This is a genomic window from Lysinibacillus sp. FSL H8-0500 (genome assembly GCF_038051955.1).
Classification (GTDB): Bacteria; Bacillota; Bacilli; order Bacillales_A; family Planococcaceae; genus Lysinibacillus; species Lysinibacillus macroides.
This window is the reverse complement of the sequence record NZ_CP150292.1, coordinates 1,007,947-1,033,296: the sequence shown is the minus strand read 5'-3', so window position 1 is coordinate 1,033,296 and position 25,350 is coordinate 1,007,947. Positions and strand designations below refer to the sequence as shown.

The following is a 25,350-nucleotide window of genomic DNA, read 5'->3' as shown; positions in this document are numbered from 1 at the left end:
TCCAATGACATCGAATACAATTATCCGCTTTGACAATGTTTCAAAGTCGTATCAAGACGGAACTGTTGTCTTAAAAAATATCAATCTGGAGCTGGAAAAAGGCAAATTTTATACACTCCTTGGCCCTTCTGGATGTGGAAAAACAACAATTTTACGCATTATTGCAGGGTTCACAGAGCCAACAACAGGTGATATCTTTTTCCACGATAAAAAAATAAATACTGTGCCTGCAAATGAACGTCAGGTAAATACCGTTTTTCAAGATTATGCGCTATTTCCACATCTCAATGTTTTTGAAAATGTGGCATTTGGATTACGCATTAAAAAGCTACCTGAACACGATATAAAGGAACGTGTGACGGAGGCATTGAAATTTGTCAACTTAGCAGGCTATGACAATCGTGAAATCTCTGAAATGTCTGGTGGTCAGCGCCAGCGTGTGGCAATTGCGCGCGCTATTGTTAATGACCCTGAAGTGATTTTACTGGATGAGCCACTATCAGCATTAGACTTAAAGCTACGTACAGAAATGCAGTATGAACTGCGTGAATTACAGCAACGCCTTGGCAAAACATTTGTCTTTGTTACACACGATCAAGAAGAAGCACTTGCGATGAGTGACGAAATTTTTGTGTTAAGTGAAGGACAAATTCAGCAATCAGGTACACCAGTGGATATTTATGATGAACCGATTAACCGCTTCGTGGCTGACTTTATTGGTGAATCCAATATTGTGCCTGGTGTGATGATTGAGGATTTCAAGGTTGAATTTGCTGGCAAAGTTTTCGAATGTGTTGACCAAGGGATGAAGCCAAATGAAAAAATAGATATCGTTATTCGACCAGAAGATTTAGAAATGACAACGATTGATAAAGGCAAACTTGTGGTAAAAGTGGATACACAATTATTCCGGGGCGTGCATTATGAACTATCGACATATGATGAGGACGGCAATGAGTGGCTTGTCCATTCATTAAAAAAAGCTGAAGTAGGGACAGAAATCGGCTTGGACTTTGATCCTGAGGCGATTCATGTCATGCGTTTAAATGAAACTGAGGAAGAATTTGATAAACGTTTAGAATCGTATGGAGACGACGAAGATGCAAACTAAGACATCGAAATCAGCGTTATTTCCATATGTGCTCTGGATTGCCCTTTTCGTTATCGCGCCGATTGCACTTGTTGTTTATTATTCCCTACTTGATTTACATGGCAACTTCACGCTCGATAACTATAAAGCATTTTTTACTTCTGTTTACTTAAAGATGACATTGAGCTCATTTTGGTATGCATTTTTAATTACATTCTTTACTTTATTAATTTCATACCCAACAGCTTATTTTTTAACGAAAACAAAGCATAAGCAGCTTTGGCTTCTGCTTATTATTATTCCTTCATGGATTAATTTATTGTTAAAAACATATGCCTTTATTGGGATTTTTGGTCTATATGGACCGATTAATGCGTTTATTGAAGTATTTGGCTTTGATCCAAAGCAAATGCTATTCACAGATATTAGCTTTATCTTTGTATCTGTCTATATCTTTATTCCTTTTATGATTTTACCGATTTTCAATGCTTTAGATCGTTTAAACCCAACCCTTATTTATGCAGCACGTGATTTAGGAGCATCTGCCTTTACAACCTTCCGACGCGTTATTTTACCGTTAACAATGGATGGCGTGAAAGCAGGTATTCAAGTTGTCTTTATTCCAGCGTTATCGCTCTTTATGATTACGCGTTTAATTGCTGGAAACCGTGTTATCACACTTGGAACAGCGATTGAGCAGCAATTTCTTGTGACACAAAATTGGGGTATGGGCTCGACAATTGCTGTGTTTTTAATATTATTTATGGTTGTGATTATGCTAATTACGGGACAAAAAGATAAAGGAGGTCGTGTATGATGAACAAACTATCTGCATCAGCTAAAGTTTATTTAATCATTGTTTTTATCGTCCTGTATGCACCGATCTTCTATTTAATCTTTTATTCGTTTAATAGCGGCGGCTCCATGAATCATTTTGAATCCTTTACCTTAGAGCATTATCAGGCTGTTTTTGAGGATTCTCGCCTACTGGTGATTTTAATTAATACGGTGATTGTAGCATTACTGTCGGCTTTGCTTTCTACTATTATCGGCACGCTTGGCGCAATTGGTATCGTCACAGTGAAAGACTTAAAAATGCGTAATACATTACTCTCTTTAAACAATGTCTTAATCGTCAGTCCAGATGTAATTATTGGTGCAAGCTTTTTAATCTTGTTTACAATGATCGGCATTAAATTAGGCTTTTCTTCTGTTTTATTAGCGCATGTTGCATTTAGTGTACCGATTGTTGTCTTAATGGTTTTACCAAAATTACTTGAAATGAATACATCTTTAATTGATGCAGCGCTTGATTTAGGTGCTACCAAAAAAGATGTTATGATGCGTGTTATTTTACCCTATATTCAGCCAGGTATTTTTGCAGGCTTTTTCCTTGCACTTACGTATTCTTTAGATGATTTTGCTGTCACTTTTTTTGTAACAGGCAATGGCTTTAGTACATTATCCGTGGAAATTTATTCAATGGCACGTACTGGCATTTCACTAACAATTAATGCGATTTCAGGCTTAGTGTTCTTTGTTACAGTGCTAGTTGTGATTGGTTATTATTTTATAACAAGACGCGCAAGTAAAAGAACGGAGGGACAACAATGAAGTCATTAATTCAAGCAACCATTGCTATCCTTGTCGTTTCAGCTTTGTTATTTTATACTGCCGATGCTTTGAGTGCAGGCGGCAGTAAGGGTGGAAAAGATACCTTAACGATCTTTAACTGGGGAGATTATATTGATCCTGATTTATTGAAGGAATTTGAAGAAGAAACAGGTATTCATGTGATCTATGAAACCTTCGATTCCAATGAAGCAATGATTACAAAAATACAGCAAGGTGGAACAGCTTACGATATTGCTGTCCCCTCTGAGTATATGATTGAAAAAATGAAGGAAGAAAATTTACTAGTTCCTATAGATAAAACAAAGCTTCCTAATCTAAAAAATATTGACCCATATTTTTTAGATTTGCCATTTGATGATAACAATCACTATTCAATTCCCTATTTCTGGGGGACAGTAGGCATTGTCTACAATACAAGCCTTGTGGGGGATTTAGATTTCACCTCTTGGGAGGATTTATGGGACCCTTCGTTAAAACGTAAAGTCTTTTTAGTGGATGGTGCTCGAGAAGTCATTGGTATGGGATTAAATAGTCTTGACTACTCACTTAATTCATTAGACGACAATGAGCTGCGTGAAGCTACTGATAAGCTAATTACACTTGCCCCCAATGTAAAGGCAATTATCGGTGATGAGATTACACCGCTTATGATTAATAATGAAGCAACAGTGGCACTTACTTGGTCTGGTCAGGCCGCTGATATGATGTTTGAAAATGAAGAGCTAGACTTCGCAGTGCCTGAGGAAGGCTCCAATCTATGGTTTGACAATATGGTCATTCCAAAAACATCGAAAAATATTAATGGTGCACATGCCTTTATTAACTTTATGTTAAGTGCTGAGGCAGGTGCTCGAAATGCTGATTATGTTGGCTACTCCACACCAAATATTGCTGCGATGGGCTTAATGGATGAAGAGGTTGTCACAGACGAACGCCACTACCCTACTGAGGAGCAACGTGAGACATTAGAGGTCTATAAAAATTTAGGACCAGATTATTTAGGGAAATATAATGAATTATTTTTAGAATTTAAAATGAGTATTCGTTAACAAATGCAAAAGGTCTGCCGAGAAAATTTTGCGCTCTCGACAGACCTTCTATTTTATCGAAATGATACTATTTCAGACTTTCAACCGATACACTAAACATCTCCTTATGATAGACTGTAGTATATTTGGTGACAAAAAGGAGAGTTAGTTAATGACCCAGCAAAAGTCTAATAAGGCGGCTTTATATATTTTAATGTTTAATATGTTTATCACAATGGGTAGTATTGGTATTATTATTCCTGTTATGCCGGAGTATTTAAGAATATTTGGCGCAGCAGGGCAAATTCTTGGCATGTTGATTGCAACATTCGCCTTAGCTCAATTTGTATTTTCTCCAATTGCTGGGAATCTTTCGGATCAATACGGTCGAAAAAATTTAATTATTTTTGGTCTTATCCTTTCAGGGCTTGCACAAATTGGTTTTGGATTTTCTACAGATATATGGATGCTCTTTGTTGCCCGCTTTCTAGGTGGTCTTGGCTCTGCGTTTGTAGCACCTCCTATTATGGCTTTTGTTGCAGACGTGACAACCTATGAAGAACGCGGAAAAGGAATGGGGATGTTAGGAGCTGCTATGTCTCTTGGCTTTATGATTGGTCCTGGAATCGGTGGCTTCTTATCAAAAGTAAGCTTGCATTTCCCCTTCTATACTGCTGGCGCTGCGGCTATTTTGGCTGCGCTATTATCATTGTTCTTACTACCATCCACAAAGCCAAGCGTAGTACAAAACAAACAAAAGCAAGACAACCTTGCAAGGCAAATGGCCCGTTCTGTACATATGCCGTATTTCGTTATGCTCATTATTATGATGGTATTCTCATTTGGCATCGCTAATTTCCAAACAACTTTATCGTTATTTGTCACAGAGAAATTCAATTATACACCTGGTGATATTGCCATTATTTTAGTGGTTGGTGGTGCATTTGGCGTAGTCGTTCAAATGTTTGTCATTACACCGCTCTTTAAACGCTTAGGGGAAATGAAGGTTGTCTTAATCAATTTATTCGTCGCAGCTGTCTCTATTTATTTAATATTATTTGTGTCAGGATTTGCGCTTATATTAGTTGTAGCCACGATTTTCTCAACCGCTACTACATTAATTCGTCCTGCTGTTAATACACTAATTTCTAAGCTTGCTGACAATGAGCAAGGCTTTGCTGCTGGTTTGAACAATGCCTACATGAGCCTTGGCAATATGATTGGTCCTGCATTGGCAGGCATTCTATTTGATTGGAATATGAACAGCCCTTATATTTTGGGTGCCATTATTTTATTATCCTGTTTTTTCCTTGCTCTGATTTGGACAATAAAAAAAGCACCACATCTTATGCAGCCTGATACACATTAGTATTGACTATTTTTCAAAATACGGTATATTAAGGTTGTTCTACTAAAAATATCAATAATTTATTTATTACCACTAGGGGAGTCTTTACGAGGCTGAGACGTATATGGTTATATACGGACCCTTTGAACCTGATCTAGTTCACACTAGCGGAGGGAAGTGATGCAACTTGCTTGTTAATATGTATATGCAAGGTCGCTTCCTGCTGTTTAAAGGAAGCGGCCTTTTTATTTTTCTAGTAAACATCATCTAAAGGAGTGCATTTCATGTCTATTCGAAAATTAACAATTATGGCTTTACTGGTAGCAATAGCTATCGCAGGCTCTACCTTTGTATCTATTCCAACGGGGATTGCACGTGCCTATCCTGTTCAACATGCAATAAATGTGATAAGTGCCATTATTCTTGGACCCGTCCCAACCATTATCATTGCCTTTGTTACAGCAATGGTTCGTATCCTTACAGGTACAGGCTCTTTGTTGGCGATTCCGGGAAGTGTTATTGGTGCATTATGTGCTGCGCTTGCCTATAAATATAGCCATAAAATGTGGTTAGCTGGCGTTGGTGAAATAATTGGAACAGGTATTCTTGCTTCACTTATTGCAGTGCCTTATGCTCAATTATTAATGGGAACATCAGTAGCTGCGTTATTTTTTATGCCAGCCTTTTTAACGTCAAGTACCATTGGAGCTATTTTAGGTATTGTCGTTGCAAGCAGCTTACAAAAAACGGTGCTTATAAAACATTTTAAATCCTCACTGTATGAATAGTTAAATAGATTTTAATGGATTTCTGGGAGATTTTTGATCACTTGACTCCTTCTTTTGAGCGAAGCTTTCCTTTTTTGATCATCTGCCCCTTATTTTGAGCAAAACTTCACCCTTTTTGATCACTTACTCTCCACTTTTGAGCGGAGCTTGATCACCTCCCTATAAAACAACAAAAAGCAGTGCAAAATCCTACCTCTTTGCACTGCTCTCTTTCCTACTATGATCGCTTTTTCATACCCTTTAATAGCTGTGCAACATTTGTGTCCTCTGCCTGTACAGGCTGTTGTTCAGCAAGAGGCTCTTTGTGCTTCGGCTTAGTGAGGAAGCTCCAGCCAAAACGTCTAATGGTAATATCCATAAAGAATAACAGCATCCCTGCTAGCATAAGCCATGTCGTAATGTTTTGACGATCTGCTCCCTTTTGTGTAAAGTCACGAAAAGCATCCTCGGGTTCTTTTAAAACAGCACCACCTGTTTGCTTCGCTAATTCCTCTACTAATGACTCATTTATTGGGCGTAACTCATATTCAGCACTATAAGGAACACTTAGCCCTGCCTGATAAATAGCCTGCTCCTCATCAGCAATGCGGAAGAAAATCAATCCGGGTTCTGTTTGTACTGTTGCACGAACTTGGGAAGCAGAAATGGTTTCTAGCTGTGTTGCTAGTTCTTCTCCTGCTTCATTGACCGCTACAATATCTAAAAATGCGGCTTCATTTGTAGGGTCTGTAATCATAAATGAACCCTCTGCGTCTAATCTTACATCATAGGCAACATCATTATAGCTTGGCAGCATTTGTGAAATAAGGGTTTGCCAAAATGTGCCCCAGTCCTGCCACCTTGCCCAATCACCTGTCCATTTACCTGTTGAATCGGATGTAAAGGCAAATGTTTTACCGAGACCATATTGCCACTGCGCTAATACAGGATCTTCCTTCTCACTTTCCGCGATCACTGTAGCACCTTGCTTTGCTGTTGTGCCAATGTAGGCATTCATTTGTGGAACACCATTGGCAAACAGTGAATTCCATCCTGCTGCTTGATAAATCGCTGGATAGAAGGGATTATCCTCGATATAAGTACGAGAAATCATAGCTGTTTCGCGAGATAAAATAGAAGGAATCGTTTGCTCATCAACAACATCATAGAAGCGTCCACTGCCCATCTCACTCAGTGCTTCCAGTAAATTTGCATCAGCATCCTGCCCAATCGCTACTGTTGATAATGTAATACCTTTATCCTTTCCGTCAGCAATTAAATCCTCGTAATTGCCTGCTGGGGATTGTCCATCTGTTAATAAAATTATATGTTTACGTTGTAGCTTTAGATCTGCTAAATTCTCATAGGCTTTCCCTAGTGATGTATAGATTTCTGTGCCACCACCTGGTGTGACAGATAAAATCGTATCTACTGCTTCTTCCTTACTGCTAAGAGGCTTTGTTTCAATAATTTCCCAAGGGCGATCATCAAAGGCAATAAACCCTAATGTATCTTCATCTCGTAGCATTTCAACTGAACGTGCCGCTGCCTCCTTAGCAAGCTCTAGCTTAGCTCCGCTCATACTACCAGAGCGGTCAAGCACAATTACTAACCCTAATGAAGGTAATTGCTCTTTCCCCTTAATTTCCATCTCCACCGGCAATAATGCTTCAATCGGTGTTTTAAAATAACCACCTAAGCCAAAGCTATTTTCTCCACCAACCATTGTAAAACCAACGCCAAAGTTTTTCACAGCTTGCTCAATGACATTCATTTTTGCCTCCCCTACTAAATGACCAGGCACATTATCAAAAATAATCGCATTGTATTGCAAATAACTGGAGAGCTCATTTGGCAGACTACTGGCTGCTATAACGTCATGGGATATGGATTGACTGCCAAGTGCCGCTGCAATGGGTGAAGCTGTATCATAGCCATTGACAATCAGTAAATGTGGTTCACTTTCTACCATCGTGACACTTGTTAATTTATTATTTTCAAAAATAGCATCCTGTCCCACCTGCACAACGGCTTCATATTTTACAAGCCCTTCACTAGTTGCTGCATGTTTATAGGTAAAAACATTGGAGCCCTCAGCAAGCTCAACTGCCTCTCGATGAATCAGCTCATCATTTTCATATAATAATAGCTCACCCTGACCTGCTGCCGTTGCTTGAATTTCTGTTACTAATTGTTGCTGCTCTCCTACATAAGCAACCTGTGGGGAGACAAAGCTTTTTAATGATACATCATTGACAACAGGTTGACTAAAAGGTACAACATCCACACTAATATTGGACCCTTTAAACTTTGTGGCAAATTCTAAGGCATCTCCCTTTGTTTCATTGCCATCTGTTAGTAGTACAAAACGTGTAGCTTTTTTGGGATCAACAATTCCCGAGGTAAGCTGTAATGCTTGTTCAATATTTGTTTGATCTGTTGCTTTTATTTCCGTTAGTTTTGGTACTTCCTTTAATGTATTCGATAAAATAGCCTCAGTTTGCAAAGTAGAAGAAAAGGAATAGATACCCGCAAGCTGTTGCTCCTTTTTCGCTTGTAAGCTTTCCTGGATAAATTGAGCCATCTCGTCTTCTGTACCATTCATAGAAGCTGAACGGTCTACTAAATAAACAATTTGCTCTTCTTTAATGGGTAATAATAGATAGGGGCCTGCAAGCGCAAATACTAAACAACCTACTGCCACCATACGCATAACAAGCACAACCATATGGCTCTTTTTAAGCCGTTGACGTTCACGCCAATACGTCCAGCCAAAATACATAAACAAGGGAAGTAATAGCAACAATGCTACTGGTAGCTCAATTCGTAAATCCACGACGTCGTTGCACCTCCCATTCTAAAACAAGCAATACTACTATAATAAGAATCAGCCAAGGGATAAAAGAAGCCTTTGATACTTCTTCCTTGCCATTATCAGCAATATCACCGAGTGTATAGCTTGTTCCTGGTGCAATTACGCGCTCCTGCGCTTGTAGTTGCACAATCAATTGCTTTTCCTCATTATTTGAACGTACTTTATACACACCCGGCTGCTGTGGTGCTAGTAACATACCATTTGTCACAGAGGATAAAAATTTATCCTGTTGCGAATAAACGCTCCAATCGCCTTGTGCTAAGGCTACTGCCCGCTGTTCATTTGGCGTAAAAATGCCAAGTGACCCTGTTGACTCAGATAGCTGCTGTTCAACACTCCATAAAAATAGCGGGAATGATGGATGCAAAGGCCAGTCCGTATCAGCAATATCAGCCAATATAACAATATCACCTTTAGGCGAACGTTGTATAAATGGCTGTTCCCCAATAGAAGCGATGGTTTGGTAATCATTAAAGCCTGGATAAACAGCGCTGACATAGATATCCTTTAAGTCACTAAAAGCAAATAAAGCATCATTTGTTGTACTGACTGTGCCACTTGCTGCCACTTTTTCAGCATCATCGCGGCCAAATAAGACAAGCGGTTTATCCATCTTTTCTAGTAATGCTGCTTGCTTTGTAATAATGGTAGCATCCTTATTATCCGCTATTTGTAAGGGTGGAACCATCTTTATATCACTATGGATTGCTTGAAATCCTTTTTGAATCAATTGATGCAGACTTTGGTCTATCACAAGCTTTACAGTGGTTGTTTGCAGCAATACCGTTTGTTCATTATCAATGGCATAATCATCCTGGGCATCAATACGAGCCATCATTGTTTTGTCGAATGGTAAATCTTTAAAGGTTTTTGTAATCATTTCATTTGGAGGTAACACAACACTGTCTGCTACAAGTTCATTCCCTTCTGCATTTTGCAATGTCAGTGTCACTTCTTGTTCTTGATTGGTATCATTATGAAGCTGTACAAGTGCCATAGTAGCCTGCCCATCCGTGGTTGCAGCAAAACGCGTCATCGCTATATTCGTTAAATCCGTTGCTGCACCTCTTACTAGCCATTTTACCGAGTCTTTTTCCATCGGTAATTGCTGTTTATCGAGTGTATCTGTAAAAACATAAACAGAGGTTGGTCTATCTCCAACAAATGCCTGCGCTACATCAAGTGCTTTATTGATTTCAGCAGTTTCATAGGTTACTTGTAAATCTTCAATCGCTTTCTTCATATCCTTAATGTTTGTTTCCTGCTGTAATATTGCTTTTGGGGTAGCACCTGTTGTAATCAACGTCACAGGTCTTCCGTTTAGCTCATCAATTAATGCCAGCATTTCTTCTTTATGTGTATCAAAGGTTGATGTCCCTTTGCCTGCCAACATTGTTGCTGACGTATCGACAATAAAGATTGTTTGTGTACCAACGATGGTTGATTTTTTTACGTATGGATTCATTAGTGCCAATACAAGCAACAACAATGCAAGTAGCTGTAAGTAAAGTAGGGCATTTTTTTGTAAATGCTTTAAATAAGGGGATACGCGTGTTTCCTGCATGATTTCAGACCAGAATAGTGTCGATGAAACAGTCTGATCTGTATATTTTTTACGAAAGAAATAATAGAGTAGGACAATGACCGGGATGATGGCCGTCCAGCTAAATATCATTTGACTAAAGCCCAATACGGCTCACCTCACCTCATCCAATGTGCTTTTACGAACTGCTGAAAAATTGCATATTGCAAGCCATCTTCCACTTTCAATTGTAGTTTTCGAATCCCAAAGCGACGGCAAATGGCTTCAAATTCCTCTTCATGTAATAAACGTCGTGCATGATAGGTATCTAATACTTTCGAGGACATGGTCACATTCACATCATTGCCTGTTTCACGATCAAGAAGACGAATATCACCTGAGTAATGTGGTGCAAGCTCTTCTTGTGTAATGATTTGCACAATACGCACATCACCAGCATAGCGCGGCAATCTTTTTAACAACTGCTCCCACTCCTCGATCGGCTCTAATCCATCTGTGACAATAAATAATACTGTACTATCCTTCGGCAAGACTTTTAAAGCGCCCTGTGCAAAGCTACCCGAATAGCTTGCTTCCTCAATATCTGTCACTACCTGCAAAAAAGCACGACGATACATGGCACCTTTACGTCGAAATGGCGGCTTTATATCCTCCTGAATAAATGAAAAAGACAAACGATCATCTCGACCAAGCACCATTAAACCCAGTGAAGCTACTATTTGGCGGGCAAATAGCCATTTGGCATCCTCCCCCATTGATTTTGTAGCATCGAGCAAAATATGTACGCGCATCTCTTGCTCATCTAAAAAGCGTTTAATAAAATATTTATCCGTCCTTGCAAAGACGTTCCAATCAATTTGACGTACATCGTCACCTAAATGGTATTCTCGAAAATCCGAGAAATCAAGGGATGCCCCGAAGCGTTGCGAACGGTGTGAGCCCTTATGCTGCCCACGTAGTTTGGAGGCCGTTGCTACTTGAAAGCGACTAATTTTCGCTAACCAATCTTCAGGCAATAAATACTTTGCTGTCACTGGTTAACACCTTGCTGTACTTTTTCCAAAATGACATCAATCACATCATCTGCTGTTTTTCCTGAAGCCTCCCCTTCATAATTCAACAGCATACGATGACGTAATACTGGTTTAGCAACAGATTTAATATCAGCAACCGAAACATGGAAGCGACCATTCATCAGTGCTCTTGCTTTGGCTAATTTAATTAAGCTTTGCAAGCCACGTGGACCACTGCCGTACATTGCATATTGCTTTACCACCTCAAGCGCATCTGGTCTTTCAGGGTGGGTAGCTACCACTAAATCTGTCGCAAACTCCAGCATTTCATCTGCCACAAGGACCTCCTTCACCATTTGCTGTGCCGCGAGAAGCCCCTCTGTATTCATTAGCTTTTGTAAGCCAATTTCCTGGGCACCTGTTGTACGCTTCATAATTTCCATTAGCTCATGTTTTTCAGGGTAGGAGACAAGAATTTTACAAAGGAAACGGTCCATTTGTGCTTCAGGTAATGGGTACGTTCCTTCCATTTCAATTGGGTTTTGTGTCGCCAACACGAAAAATGGTCTTGCCATTTTTTTCGTATCCCCTAAAATGGTTACCGTTTTTTCACCCATCGCTTCTAGTAGCGCACTTTGTGTTTTTGGAGTTGCACGGTTAATCTCATCCGCTAAAACCATCTGACTAAAAATAGGACCCGGCTGGAATGTAAATTGCTGCTTACCATCTGGTTTACGTTCTATCATGCTCGTCCCTGTAATATCTGCAGGCATTAAATCAGGGGTAAATTGAATACGTGAAAACGATAAGTCCAGCACCTCGGAAATTGTACGAATCAGCATTGTTTTCCCTAGACCCGGTAAGCCTTCTAATAATGCATGACCATCTGCTAGCACAGCATACAACGTATAATCAATCGCCTCTTCTTGCCCTACAATAAAGCGATGAATTTCTTCTTTCACTTGCTGTAATTTTGTACTCATTTCTTTATACTGTTGCTCTGTAAATGCCATTTCTTCTCCTCCTACTGCGACTCAATTGATGTGAAATACGATTGCACAACATTTTGTAAATCCTTTGGTAACTGTAAACGCTCTGAGCTTTCTAAATAGCTATCTTTATAAGAGCCTATCACTTCTTCATATGGTCTGATCGTACCTTTTGTAATTGGACCATTTCCTTGTTGTTCAGATACATGAGAGCCGTCCCCTAAAGCTCCACCATCCACAGACGTTTCACTTGATCCACCGAGGCGATTGGGTGTTGTTAACAAATCTCGACTGCCTTGGCCAACGCCAACTCCTTGCCCTTGACCAGCGCCTTGTCCGCTACCCTGTCCTGAACCAGTACGGCCCGAGCCACTTCCCTGCCCTTGCCCCTGTCCTTGACCATTCCCCTGTCCTTGTTGTTGACTTTGGCCAGCGCCTTGCCCACTTTGTTGCTGTGAACCATTTTGCCCGTTATTTTGATTTGCTTGCCCTGTTTGACTGTTTGACTGGGAAGGATTAGATGACTGCTGATTGTTTTGCGAGCTATTTTGTTGATTATTACTGGCATTATTAGCGCTGGCAATTGCATTTTGCAAGGAATTACTTGCTGGTTTACCAAGCTTGCTCATCGCTGTTTGTGTAGCATTTGCATTTTCAGTTAATCCCTGCTGCATTTGGGCTAGCTCCTTTAGCTGTTCAACCTCTTCCTTCGATAAACCTTGGCCTTCAGTAGCTTCTGCTTGGCTAGCTGTTTGTTTATCCTTTAATTGTTGTTCCTTTAGGGCTAGCTCCTTTTGTTTTTTCACCATTTCTCGTAATGCCTCTTCCGCTGTTTCGGCCTCTTTTAATGTATTTTGCAGCTCTTGCAATTGTTCCTTCACTTCTTTTGTTTGCGCTTTTTTCTCCAGCTCAGCCACTTCCTTTTTCATATCCTCTATCACTGCCTGCTCTTTTTCAATCTGAATTGCTTCAATTTGTGTAGCTGCTGGGAATAGATAAAGAATGGCTAGTACCACCGTTGTGACAAACAATCCGATAAACGCTTTAGGGCGAAAAAGGGATTTCTTGCGAGCCTTAAAATCCATAAATGCTTTTTCAACTTTTTGGCTAGCTTGCACTACTAAAGCCTGTACAAGAGGGTCTTGATCATCCTTAAATGATAGGGCTGTCACAAGCTCATTATGTGGAAAATAATTATCCAGTGTATGCAAGGCTTCTTGCTCTTTTATACGTCTCCACCATAGATAGGCCATTGTTGCAATAATAACGACACCAAAGATAGTAAACGCTACTTGACGATAATAAGGCCAGACAAATAATCTCGAAAGGATAACGAGAAAAGCACTCGAAAGCAATGCCAAAAACAAACCATATTGTGCAATAGGAATACTTCGTTCAACTGTTAAACTAGTCTTTGCACGTTGAATATATTTTCGTAATTGCTTGCGACGCTCCATTGTAATTCCTCCTCATCGGCTACTTTTCATATTGGCACGTAATTTTTTAATCGCAATTGTTAAACAAAGTACAGTTATCCCTATATAAACAATTAAATAGGTGAGCCATACAGGTAATTCCACGCCTGAAAGCATGGCCAATGCATCCCCCATATCTGAGGAAACCAGTGTTAACATCAATGCACCTGGATTAATAGCTGCCCAGAAATAGGTCATAAAGGAACTACCTGCTCCAGCAGCATTCCCCATCTGATGAAAGGCTGTTGTTAAAAAGAAGAAAAACGCTGTAATACCGCCTAAAAAAATAATGGAGCCATATGTGGCAATCATGGCAACTATGGTTTTTTTCGTAATAGTTGAAAACATCACACCAACACTACCAATCGCCACTACCGTCACTAAATAAAAGAAAACGATTGATGCAAGCTGTAAAGGGGAAACACCGCCGAATAGAAATACTAAGCTATACAACGGTAACCCTGCAATTAACATTAGCACTAGAAAGGCAACAGACGATAATAATTTTCCAACAATAATTTGTGTAGAACTTTGTGTTGTGGTTAATAAAATATTTAATGTTTGCTTTTCACGCTCACTACTAATTGCCCCTGCTGTTAAACTAGGTGTAATAAAGAGCACTAATGCCATCTGTAAAATGGTTAGGATCGTGAACATCATAAAGCTCATTTCTGGTCTAAAAAATCCTTTGCCAGTAAATCCAGTTGTCAGCAATAAAAACCCTACAACAAACACACAAATAACGGCTAAGTAAAACATTAACCCTGAAAAGCTTTTAAAAGAACGGAAGCGTAACTTCAATTCTTTGACAAGCACTGGATTATAGAACCTTCCCATCATTGACTGTCCGCTCCCTTCGTAATCGCCATAAAGACATCCTCTAAATCCTTCTCTTCCTCACTTACTGCATAAATCGGTAAATCAGCTATTATGGCCCTTTTCAGTAATGCTACTTGCTCCGCATCTGTGCCACGATAGTTAAAGGCGATTTCTGAACGGTTATCGATGACATCAATAGACGAGATCGCGGGATCTTCCTCTAGGAATGCACGTACATCCGCAAGACAATCTGTGACCTTTATCACAATACGCTTTTCTCCTTGTAGCTGTGCTTGAATAGCTGCTACATTGCCATGTGCAATTAATTTCCCATTATCTATCACACCAATCTCATCACACATCTCTGCAAGCTCAGGTAAAATATGCGATGAAATAAGAATGGTTTTTCCCATAGTTTTTAAATTGCGTAAAATATCCCGCATTTCTACACGAGCGCGTGGATCTAATCCTGAGGCTGGCTCATCTAAAATCAATACCTTTGGATCATGGATAAGCGCTCGTGCTAAACATAATCGCTGTTTCATCCCACGCGATAATAAATCTACATATTCATAGCGTTTATTGGTTAAATTTACTAGCTCTAATAGCTGAGGAATCAATATTTGACGTTCAGCTAAAGGAATACCATAGCTTGCACCATAAAAATCTAAATACTCCTCAACCTTTAACTGATCATATACACCAAAGAAATCGGGCATATAGCCAATTTGCTTGCGCACTTCCTTTGGCTCCTTCACTACACTTTTCCCATTGATAAGTGCATCACCAGAAGTTGGTGACAGCAATGTCGCTAAAATCGAAAAGGTAGTGGATTTACCTGCTCCGTTAGCCCCGACAAAACCAAATACAACGCCCTCTTCCAAGGATAAATTAAGGTGATCCAGTGCTGTAAAGGAGCCATATCGTTTTGTTAAATCACGAATTTCAATCATTCTTTTGCCACTCCCTTCAGCTCTATTCCTGGTAGTTTTGTCTGCTCTCCTGATGGGTTTGGTCCATATTGGATTTCAAGTCGTAGCTCACCCTCTTCATTAAAATACTTCGAAATTTGCTCTGTCAGTACTTGCTTTGTGTCGACCAATGGTTCATAAATATCGGTTTCATTATTCCAGAGTGACAGTTGCATACGCTGAACATCCTTATTCGAAATTGTCAGCTCATCCAGTGATTGTACATCATTCATAAATTGATCTGGCATCATAATCGTTACCTCATGCAAGCCCTCTGATAAATACCAATTATTTAATTCCCCTTCCATTTTATCAGCATATCCATTTGTTGTTAGCGAATTTACTGTATACGTAAAATGATTAAGCTTCATTGTAAATGGACCTACTAGCTCAACATTTCCATTAAATGGTTGTATCAACACTGTGATAGGGGACATACTTGCGCTTGTTTCAAGTTCAACTCCAGCAATCACCTGATCGGCCCATGCTATAATAACAGGCTGTCTATCATTTTCTACAAGCGGTAACGCTAAGTTTTTCATTCGTTCAATACGCAGTGGATCCACCTCTTCTGTCTTGGTTGGATAACTATAATTATAATTATTATAGATAGATGGATTTTGCAGAATGGTTGTTTTAAATTCCTTGTTTACCTGTAATGTGCCATTTGGTTCAATATCGCCCAGTTTGACCTCTTTTGTACCAGAGATTAATGTGGCGTCCTTTAAAGCAAATGGGAAATTATTTTTAATCGTTCCTGTTAGCTTTTCATTTTTTAAAGTAATATCAATATCCATCTTGCCAATATTTTGTGCAGCGGTTTTTCCGCCGAACGATTGGACAGACCAATAACTTAAATCACGCAATGTTAGTGTTGAACCATTCGCATTTTCTTTAATATAGGACGATTCATGTAAATTGCCCATATTACCACCTGTAAGGTCAATGGAACTTCTTGTTGCTATCGCTGTTGTCTGTTGATCTGCATTAACAACAAAATCACCGCTACGATTCGTTAAGATGGATTCTATATAATAGCCATTTACACTGCTATCTTCATTAACCTTATAAAAGGCAGATTGTTGAACCTGTGGCTGCACAATACGATCTTTGGCACCAATAATAAAGAGGGCAATCGACATCACTATGGACAGCACAGGAATAATCCACCATGCATGTTCACGCTTGTCCATTTTTTTCAGCACAATATAAAGAATTGGCCCAATGATTAAAATATAAAGAATAACAACGATCAGCATATAGCTAACGGATACTTCAAACGATGGGAATAATTCATTCACATCACGAAGTTCATACGACATTCGCTCAAGCGGGGATTGCCCCTGTCTCATCATACCTTGCTGTGCAATGCTTTGGAGATTCACTACTTTTGCGATCAATGCAGCATAGCCATCCATGGAAGCGAGTGGTTGATCGCCTAAAGAGAAGGCTGTTTGAATAATTTCTCCACTGCCGACTTTCTTCTTTGAGGCTAAAATTGTCTCATTGTCTGTTAAAACTGATACGCTTCCTTCATTATTAGTCGCAACATTCATAGAAATTGGCTGTGTAAAAATACCGCCGCCTGTTAACTTTGTTAGGGTTTCAGCAGAGATTGTCGTCATCTCTTGTGATAAGGAGAGCGGTAAAGATTCTTGAAAAATACCTGCAGTTGCCTCCACTTGATCGGCTGCACCTAGTAGCAGTGTACCCCCTTCCTGTACCCAGCCCAGTAAAGCCTCCTGCTGTTTTTGTGTTAAATCAGCGATCGCTACCTCATCAATCACCATAATATCTGCCATGGCTAACCCTTGGACACTGTCTGGAAGTGTGTAATCTTTTAATTGATTGAGGTGAAAAATTTCCAAATTATTTTGGGGAACTAGTGATGCTAACCGTAAATAGGCTGCTAGACGATCGCTTTTATCTGTTAATGTATAAATAAATGTTGATGCAGGGTCTAAAAAATTTGCTTGCAGTTGTTTAGTACCTTTATAGGCCACCTTTTTACCCTGTTCAATGCCACCGCTATAAAAGGCAAATAAATCACCTTCCATATAAGTATAGTTAGAGCCATCTAAATAAAATGTAAAGGTCTTTTCTTCACCTGCTGCTAGATCAATTGGCACAACACGTGCTGATGCAATCTCATAAGAACCGGCAGCATTAATTGCCATATCTCCTGAGAAATCTTCACCATTATTTTTTATGGTCACTTGTAGTGGCACTGCTGATTGAGCTTTAGCTTTTCCTGACATACCTGCTGTTGCTTTGACCTCTAGTGTCGCAGCCGCCTTTACCTCTGTTAAAGGCATTATTAAGCTAATCGCTATCATGGCCAATAAAGCTAGTGCCGTTATTTTTAACTTTTTCAAATGCTCAACTCCTTGTTATGTAAATACATGGTTACATAATTATACGCTTTCTAGTGCATTTTGTTCCATTTCTTATGGTATCTTCATGAATATTCATAAACTCTTAAGAATTAAGTGATAGCCTAGAACGAGCCAGCAGAACAGCAAAATAGAGAATGTAAGGAATAATTCTCGTCTAAAAACAAAAGGCTTGAAAGGAGTTTACTTCCTAGTTCAAGCCTTCTTTTGATGAGCATTTTCAACTGTGTTGATTGCTACTGCTTCCTCATAGCAAACTAAATTTTCATTGCAAATAGAAACCTTCCACAAATATGGCTTCAACTAGAGTCACTATCTTCTACTCCAATCAACAGAGGGAATCTTTGTAGCACAGGTTTGCCACTAGAAAATATGCCTAATAATAGGCAATATTTTCATCTTCCTTTTGTATTAACAAATAATAATCTATTGATTGTAGCGCATAAATGTACTCTCTTTCTCAGCATGATTGTGCTATTTAGCAGCTTCTTCAAATTGCTTGCAAATCCCTGTGAAATGACCATCCATTTTTTCTTGATATTCTAACTCTTCCCTTTACTCCTTCTCTCGTTTTTTAGCTTTTCCAAATCAACCATACATTTTCCTTTTTCACGCAAATACACGATCATAGTAACAATCTCCACAGTACTAACTATTACACAATTGCATCGGTGCCCTAAAATTTACACAAACAAAAAGGCAATTCCAAAATACGTCGGAACTGCCTTACTTTGTATAGTCAAATAAACAGCGAGCATGATCTTGTACCACTTCCACAAAAGCCTCAACCTGCCTTAATTCAAACGAAGATTCATAACCGATTAGCCAAGTATCACGAGTAATGCCAAATTCCTTTTCATCATTCGTTAATGGAATTTTATGAATACCATCATGGTCGTTTAATGTAATAGAAGGTAATATGGCATAGCCAGTACCATTTAGAGCCATTTGTTTACAAATTTCAATTTGATCGACTAATATTTGTTTTCTTGGGTTCGAGGCAAAATGCTGTTGCCACCATTGTTGAATTTCTTGATAATAATTCGAATCACTTTTGTATTGAATAAAAGGACGCTCTGTCGTTAGTACATCTTCAATTGTATTCAATTCTTTATCTACCAAATAAAGTGTATCCCTAAAAAGATGTATTTTTTCTCCCCTCCAGTCCACCTGTCCACGTACAATGCCAATATGCGCCTCACCATCATAGAGGGCCTTAATAATCTCAGAGCTCCAGCCAGTCATCAGCGATATTTTGGCATCAGGATATTTGACAACAAAATCCTTTAATATTTTTGGTAGCCAGTTCTGCCCTACAATGGATGCACAGGCAATTTTCAATGTTCCGTTGACCTTTGTTGTTAAAGATTGAATCGTTTCATAAATTTCCTCTTTTTTTGCTAGCATTTCTTTTGCGTACGCAATCACCTGTTCGCCAGCAGGTGTCGCAGTTAATCCCTTTTGTGAGCGAATAAAGAGCTGTGTACCCCAATCTTTTTCAATCGTTTGTAATCGCTGTGAAAGGGCTGGTTGGGATAAAAATAGACGTTCTGCTGCTTTTCGCATATTACGTTCCTCAGCCAGAATTTTCAAAATTTCCGCCTCTGTTGCCATCAATCTGTAAACCTCCACTACAAGCAAAGAGGGCCTCATGATTCACATCTGAGCTCCCTCTTAAACTATTACTCTTTTTGATAAATATGTTTTTTTAACTGCTTCAAAATAACACGTCTTGTTAATATCCCTGCAAATGTTCCATCCTCATCCACTACACATAAAAAGGCGTGGTTAATGACTAAATCTAAAGCACGCTGAAATGTGTCCGTTAACTTTATGACAGCGATTTCTTTTTCCATAATAGTGTCAACTTTAATATCGGGTAACTTCTCATATTCAATATGTTCGAGGCCAAGAATTGATTCTGTTATCATTTTTATGCTAAGTAAGCCTTGAAGTCGATATTTCAAATCTAAGACAGGTATGGACGAATACCCTGTACGTGTTAGTACAAGGAGTGCATGTTCAGCACTATTTCCGCTTTGTACATGTGCAACTTTTTCAGAGGAAATGATAAAATCACTAATTGGCATTGCTAATAAGTCTTTGCTGTTAGTTGAAATCATGAACTTCTTCTCCTTTTCTGTCCTCACTATGCAGAACAGTCCTTCTCCTTCATCATATCATAATTTTTCTATCTATGACCATGATCGGGACGAGAAGAGTTTTCAAGAATAACGAATTATTTTATCGGCTTAAACAAAAACTACATACTATCCTCATTCAGTGCTGTACCATTTCTTCATAATGATTTCACCACTGAAATGAGGATTGTGTAGTACTATCTAATAACCAGCCTTACTCCAATAATAAAAAATCATAATTCCTAAAAAAAGCAAAAAAATCGCATATACCCATACAATTGGGTTTAACATTGTTGCATATTCTTCAACTGTTTCTGAAAGGGGTGTATCATTTTCTGATTTCCGTTTAGACGTCATTTTTGCAATTTTCAACGTGGAAACAAACGAAATGACAGTAATAATGATACCCGCAATAAGAGCTGGTATTAACCACATATCCATAGGCGAAACTCCTTTCTTTTCCCTTAGTATGCGTCAACCCAGCTCTGCATTATGCAACTATTTTTAGAATGGATACTGATTCAGCCACTGACCACCGTCTAATGTGACACATTCTCCGTTCATATAGCTTGCTTTATTCGACATAATAAATGTTGCTAAATCTGCTATCTCCTCTGGTGTACCAATACGACCTAATGGCACTGATTCTAATGTACGAGTGGCAGCCGCCTCTGACTCCCACAGCTTATCTGCTCCACCTGTACGCTCAATGGGACCTGGTGCAATGGCATTAACACGAATACCATACTGTTTCCCCCACTCCACAGCCAATGTTCTTGTTAATGATAATACTCCAGCTTTTGCCGCAGCTGAATGAATAACCCCTGCTCCTGCATTCCAAGCGTATGTGGCAACCATATTCAAAATAGATCCTTTGATTTTATGCTCAATCCAATACTTACCAACCGCAGAAGAGCAAAAAAACGTACCATTTAATACGATATCTACTACAGCCTTCCAGCCATTTGGTGTTAACTCCTCTGCACGTACGATAAAATTACCAGCAGCATTATTGACAAGCCCATCCACTTGTCCAAATTTTTTAACAGCAAATGCTAGCATCGCCTCCGCATGTTCTGGCACGCGCACATCCATTTGAAATGTTTCAATTGCAGCCCCAGCCTCTGCAATAAATTGTTTTGCCTCAGCTAAACGTTCCTCATTACGCCCTGTCACTACTACATTTGCACCTTCAGCTACGAATTGCTTCGCCATATAAAGGCCCATACCACTTGATCCACCTGTAATAATAATCGTTTTCCCCTGCAACATCCCATTTCCCCCTTTGTTTAAAAATGAATCATTATTCATTAGCATTTTACTATATATTCTCGAATATGTCATATTAATTCTACAAAAATCTTACTTTATTTTTAAAATCCTCACCGAAGCGTGTGCTTAACTATTTATTTTATTACAGATGCATATAAAAACATTTATACCTGTCACTTCGCTTTCGATACAAAAATATTTGCTAAACCAACATAAAAAAGAGCCATTCAGCTATCTGAATAACTCTCGAGAAATTTTTAAAATGTATAGGTATAGGCAATTTTATAAAGCGCCATTAACTCTTCTTTCGTTGGAATCTTTGGATTGTTGGCAGGGCTACCGCTAGCAAGTGCATCATCTGCCATTTTCGGTATAGCTTCATAATAAGCTTGTTGCTCTATCCCCCATTGCTGTAAATTTCCGATTTTCATATGTTTACACATTTCCTTAATAGACATAATCGCTAAATGTGCAAGCTCCTCTTGCGATAAAGATTCTGTTGTCTTATGAAAAAATTGCCCTAAGTCTGCAAGTCGATCAATACAGGCCTCTTTTGAATATTCTAAAACAACAGGTAATAGCATAGCATTTGAGATACCATGCGGCACATGGAAAAGTGCTCCTATTGGACGTGACATACCATGCACTAATGCGACAGAAGCATTTGAAAAGGACAACCCAGCCTGCATAGAGCCTAATGACATCGCTTCCCTCGCATCAACATCATCACCTTGTTCATAGGCTCTTACTATATTATGGACGATTAAATCCATGGCAGATAATGCAAGTACATTAGAATATGGATGTGCCAACCGTGATAAATAGCTTTCAATGGCATGGCTTAAGGCATCAATGCCTGTTGCTGCTGTAATGGCAGGAGGGGATGTTATTGTCAAGAGCGGATCAACGATTGCTACCGTTGGCATAAAGGCTGGCTGCTTAATCATCATTTTCACATCTGTCTTTATATTCGTAATAACTGTTGCATCTGTTGCCTCTGAGCCTGTACCTGCCGTTGTAGGGATAGCGATATGTGGAATTGGTGGCTGCTCTGCAACCTTTGCCATTTTCATATAATCCCCTATATAGCCACCGTTTGTAGCCACAACAGCAATCGCCTTTGCTGTATCAATACAGCTTCCACCCCCAACAGATAGAATAACATCACAGCCCTCTGTTAGTAATAAATCGAGTCCCTCTGCTACATATGTATCATCAGGCTCAGTTATCACCCCTAAATATGAAACCGCTTCCACTCCATGTGTTTTTAATAGCGTCATACACTGCTTTACAAAGCCCAAGCCATCCATAATAGGATCACTAATAATAAGCGCCTTTGCTCCGAGCTTTCTGGCATACTCCCCGACTTCTCGAAATGAATCGCGTCCATAGACAATTGTACCTGGTGAATGGACCTTAAAAATTGTTGTTGTTTGTATCATCATTCTACCTCCTAAGTGCTGTTATCGAATAGTGGGCTATTAAGAATGGTTACCTGCTCAATAGCCCGCATATAGGTTTAGTTAGTCAGTATTGCTTGGAAAGGCAAATGTTGAAGCTGTGGATGTGTTACCCGTCAGCCAGCGCTCTGAGATAGTCTTCGTTTTTGTAAAGAATCGTGCCTGATCTGGCCCAAACATATGCCCCTCACCAAAGCGAGAGCCCTTAAAGCCAGCAAAATTATGATAGCCAACTGGAATTGGGATTGGGACATTGACACCTACCATGCCAACATCAATTTCTGTTGTGAATTTACGTGCTGCTAAGCCATCATTTGTATAAATTGTCACACCATTTCCTAGCTCATGCTTATTAATTAGAGCAATCGCTTCATCTAGTGAATCCACACGCACAACGTTACGAGCAGGACCAAATATTTCTTGCTCATATACTTCCATACCTGGCTTCACATGATCTAATAATGTTGGTCCTACATAAAATCCTTGTGATTCTTTGACAATCGCTAGCTCACGCCCATCACAAATCAGCGATGCTCCTTCAGATTCTCCACGCTCAATTGCCGCAATAATTGCTTCTTTTGATTGCTGAGAAATAACAGGACCAAAATCTGAATCAGGCTCTGTATAGGGACCTACCTTTAAATTTAATATTTTCTCCTTAAGAATCGCTACAAGGCGATCTGCTGTATCCTTTCCAACAGGCATAATTGTTGAGATTGCCATACAACGCTGAGAGGCTGCACCATATGCTGCACCAATAAAAGCATTGGCTACCTGCTCTAAATCTGCATCTGGCATCACGACCATATTATTTTTCCCACCACCAAGTGCCGTGACACGTTTTCCATACTTAGCACCTGTTTCATAAATATATTTTGCCACTGGTGTTGACCCTACAAATGAAATAGCTTGCACCGTTGGGTTTTCTAACAATTCATTCACCGCATCTTTATCGCCATTCACCACTGTCCAAATACCATCTGGTAAGCCAGCCTTTTTCCAAAGCTCACTGACATATAGAGCCGTCATCGGGACACGTTCAGAGGCTTTTAAAACAACTGCATTCCCTACAGCAATCGCCATACTCGTTTGGGCTAAAGGAACCATAATTGGGAAATTAAACGGTGCAATAGCTGCCACTACGCCTAATGGATATTTTGCAGAATAGGCATTGATTTGACCGCCAACATTAACAGAGTATTCCCCCTTCATTAGCTGAGGAGCACCAATCGCTAAATCAACAGACTCCAAACCACGTGTAATTTCACCTTTCGCATCCTCTATTGTTTTACCGCTTTCCGTACAAATAATTTGTAGCAGCTCCTCCATATTGTCAGTCACTAAGTTGCGGAACCTTAGCACAATTTCTGCACGTTTAGCCACTGATAGATCACGCCATTGCGGAAATGCCGCTTGTGCTTGTTCAATAGCCTCGCGTGTTTCTTCTGCAGTTGCAAGTGGCACTTTCGCAATAACATCACCGGTTGTTGGATTAAATACGGAGCCAAAACGACCACTTTTCCCTTCTACTAGCTTTCCATCAATAAAATGCGTTAATATTTTAACCTCTTGTACTGTTGTCATATTCGTTTCCTCCTTTTAAAATGGTTCTTGGTGCTTCTATACATCATACTCCTCTGTTGACTTTTCCAATTCTTGTTTACTCAACAAGGAAGTTAAAGTAGAGACTAGCCAGCATCATTTTTTTGTCGTAACATTAATAACAGGATATTTCTAGCGACCTCAGTCAATGACCTCGGTCAACTAAATCATAATCAAAAGAAAGCCATTGCGTCAATTAAAATTTCATATTTTCAGAATATTTTTTCACAAAAGATATTTCATCATAATGAATAATGGAGGTGTTAGCTGGCATGGAATCATTAACTAGCAGACAAAAAAAAGCTTTGGCAACACGGGAAAAGTTATTAAAAACTTCTTTAGATCTATTTAGTAAATATGGATTTGAGCATGTCTCTATTGAACAAATTACAAAAGCTTGCCATGTCTCGAAAGGAACATTTTACACATATTTTCCGTCTAAATACGATGTTATTTTAGAAAAATTTAAGGAACTGGATAGTTTTTATAGTACAGTTGAAAAAAATATAGATCCTTTATTACCTGCAAGTGGAAAAATTTTAGGGCTGTATCAGGAACAAATGAAGTATTTAACAACTGTTGTAGGCAAGGACTTAATGCGTACTGTCTACACGGCTGCGATGACAAATCAAGTGGAGCAGGATCACTATTTAATTAATCCACAACGCAAGATTTTTCAACTAATGAACGTATATATTGAAGAGGGGATCGAACAAGGAGAATTTAGACAGGATTTACCTGCTGCTCGTATGCAGGCTATCATTCAGCGGTGTATGCGCGCGAATGTTTATGATTGGCTCATTCATAGCGATGACTTTGATCTAGCGACAGAGATGGCACAATTTACAGCAGTTGTATTAAGTGGCCTTAAAAATAACCAATAAAAAGTAGCACTTTGTCCATTTCATGGTAAAAGTGCTACTCTTTCG

21 protein-coding genes and 1 riboswitch are annotated in these 25,350 nt (G+C 39.3%); of the genes, 7 read left to right on the top strand and 14 right to left on the bottom strand.

The features are described from left to right. Nucleotides 1-4: 4 nt before the first annotated feature. The 6 genes from MHB44_RS04705 to thiW all read left to right on the top strand — a co-directional run bounded on the left by MHB44_RS04705 (nt 5) and on the right by thiW (nt 5,889). On the top strand, nt 5-1,111 hold the full coding sequence (locus tag MHB44_RS04705) for an ABC transporter ATP-binding protein (RefSeq protein WP_341301757.1): 1,107 nt from the start codon (nt 5-7) through the stop codon (nt 1,109-1,111). Further along, nucleotides 1,101-1,907 carry an ABC transporter permease gene (locus tag MHB44_RS04700; protein ID WP_341301756.1) on the top strand — a complete coding sequence of 269 codons (807 nt, stop codon included), beginning with the start codon at nt 1,101-1,103 and terminating at the stop codon, nt 1,905-1,907. The genes MHB44_RS04705 and MHB44_RS04700 overlap by 11 nt, the downstream gene beginning before the upstream one ends. Beyond that, entirely contained in the window at nt 1,907-2,704 is a 798-nt protein-coding gene (locus tag MHB44_RS04695; RefSeq protein WP_341302923.1) for an ABC transporter permease, read from the top strand. Before MHB44_RS04700 ends, MHB44_RS04695 begins: the two co-directional genes overlap by 1 nt. Next, a complete protein-coding gene (locus MHB44_RS04690) occupies nt 2,701-3,774 on the top strand; it encodes an ABC transporter substrate-binding protein (protein WP_341301755.1) in 1,074 nt (357 codons plus the stop codon). Before MHB44_RS04695 ends, MHB44_RS04690 begins: the two co-directional genes overlap by 4 nt. Before the next feature lie 151 nt (nt 3,775-3,925). Then, entirely contained in the window at nt 3,926-5,122 is a 1,197-nt protein-coding gene (locus MHB44_RS04685) for an MFS transporter (protein ID WP_341301754.1), read from the top strand. Between the two features lie 64 nt (nt 5,123-5,186). Then, nucleotides 5,187-5,294, top strand: a riboswitch (TPP riboswitch). 91 nt (nt 5,295-5,385) lie between these two features. Continuing rightward, entirely contained in the window at nt 5,386-5,889 is a 504-nt protein-coding gene (gene thiW / locus MHB44_RS04680; RefSeq protein WP_341301753.1) for an energy coupling factor transporter S component ThiW, read from the top strand. 217 nt (nt 5,890-6,106) lie between these two features. On the opposite strand, the gene MHB44_RS04675 is transcribed toward thiW, so the two are convergent. The 14 genes from MHB44_RS04675 to MHB44_RS04610 form a co-directional block, all read right to left on the bottom strand. Then, the gene (locus MHB44_RS04675) at nt 6,107-8,704 is read right to left on the bottom strand and encodes a VWA domain-containing protein (protein WP_341301752.1); all 2,598 of its coding nucleotides are present in this window, start codon (nt 8,702-8,704) and stop codon (nt 6,107-6,109) included. Next, complete coding sequence (locus MHB44_RS04670) at nt 8,688-10,433, bottom strand: BatA and WFA domain-containing protein (protein ID WP_341301751.1); 1,746 nt, start codon at nt 10,431-10,433, stop codon at nt 8,688-8,690. Before MHB44_RS04670 ends, MHB44_RS04675 begins: the two co-directional genes overlap by 17 nt. 11 nt (nt 10,434-10,444) lie before the next feature. Further along, nucleotides 10,445-11,320, bottom strand: coding sequence for a DUF58 domain-containing protein (locus tag MHB44_RS04665; RefSeq protein ID WP_341301750.1), 876 nt, complete (start codon nt 11,318-11,320; stop codon nt 10,445-10,447). Continuing rightward, entirely contained in the window at nt 11,317-12,312 is a 996-nt protein-coding gene (locus tag MHB44_RS04660; RefSeq protein WP_341301749.1) for a MoxR family ATPase, read from the bottom strand. The genes MHB44_RS04665 and MHB44_RS04660 overlap by 4 nt, the downstream gene beginning before the upstream one ends. An 11-nt stretch (nt 12,313-12,323) precedes the next feature. After that, nucleotides 12,324-13,745, bottom strand: coding sequence for a hypothetical protein (locus tag MHB44_RS04655; protein ID WP_341301748.1), 1,422 nt, complete (start codon nt 13,743-13,745; stop codon nt 12,324-12,326). A gap of 12 nt (nt 13,746-13,757) precedes the next feature. Then, on the bottom strand, nt 13,758-14,603 hold the full coding sequence (locus tag MHB44_RS04650; protein WP_341301747.1) for an ABC transporter permease subunit: 846 nt from the start codon (nt 14,601-14,603) through the stop codon (nt 13,758-13,760). Further along, on the bottom strand, nt 14,600-15,535 hold the full coding sequence (locus MHB44_RS04645; RefSeq protein WP_341301746.1) for an ABC transporter ATP-binding protein: 936 nt from the start codon (nt 15,533-15,535) through the stop codon (nt 14,600-14,602). The genes MHB44_RS04650 and MHB44_RS04645 overlap by 4 nt, the downstream gene beginning before the upstream one ends. After that, complete coding sequence (locus MHB44_RS04640; RefSeq protein ID WP_341301745.1) at nt 15,532-17,928, bottom strand: hypothetical protein; 2,397 nt, start codon at nt 17,926-17,928, stop codon at nt 15,532-15,534. The genes MHB44_RS04645 and MHB44_RS04640 overlap by 4 nt, the downstream gene beginning before the upstream one ends. Before the next feature lie 744 nt (nt 17,929-18,672). Beyond that, nucleotides 18,673-19,560: a LysR family transcriptional regulator gene (locus MHB44_RS04635; protein WP_341302922.1), complete on the bottom strand. Its 888-nt coding sequence runs from the start codon at nt 19,558-19,560 to the stop codon at nt 18,673-18,675. A gap of 68 nt (nt 19,561-19,628) precedes the next feature. Continuing rightward, nucleotides 19,629-20,069, bottom strand: coding sequence for a cyclic-di-AMP-binding protein CbpB (cbpB, locus tag MHB44_RS04630; RefSeq protein ID WP_053993727.1), 441 nt, complete (start codon nt 20,067-20,069; stop codon nt 19,629-19,631). A gap of 219 nt (nt 20,070-20,288) precedes the next feature. Next, nucleotides 20,289-20,528, bottom strand: coding sequence for a short-chain dehydrogenase (locus MHB44_RS04625; protein ID WP_341301744.1), 240 nt, complete (start codon nt 20,526-20,528; stop codon nt 20,289-20,291). A gap of 63 nt (nt 20,529-20,591) precedes the next feature. Beyond that, complete coding sequence (fadH, locus tag MHB44_RS04620) at nt 20,592-21,359, bottom strand: 2,4-dienoyl-CoA reductase (protein ID WP_341301743.1); 768 nt, start codon at nt 21,357-21,359, stop codon at nt 20,592-20,594. Between the two features lie 257 nt (nt 21,360-21,616). Continuing rightward, complete coding sequence (locus tag MHB44_RS04615; protein WP_341302921.1) at nt 21,617-22,801, bottom strand: iron-containing alcohol dehydrogenase; 1,185 nt, start codon at nt 22,799-22,801, stop codon at nt 21,617-21,619. An 81-nt stretch (nt 22,802-22,882) separates the two neighbouring features. Next, nucleotides 22,883-24,403 carry a CoA-acylating methylmalonate-semialdehyde dehydrogenase gene (locus MHB44_RS04610; protein ID WP_341301742.1) on the bottom strand — a complete coding sequence of 507 codons (1,521 nt, stop codon included), beginning with the start codon at nt 24,401-24,403 and terminating at the stop codon, nt 22,883-22,885. Between the two features lie 290 nt (nt 24,404-24,693). On the opposite strand from MHB44_RS04610, the gene MHB44_RS04605 reads away from it, so the two are divergent. After that, nucleotides 24,694-25,305, top strand: a complete 612-nt coding sequence (locus MHB44_RS04605; RefSeq protein WP_341301741.1) for a TetR/AcrR family transcriptional regulator — start codon at nt 24,694-24,696, stop codon at nt 25,303-25,305. Nucleotides 25,306-25,350 lie beyond the last annotated feature (45 nt).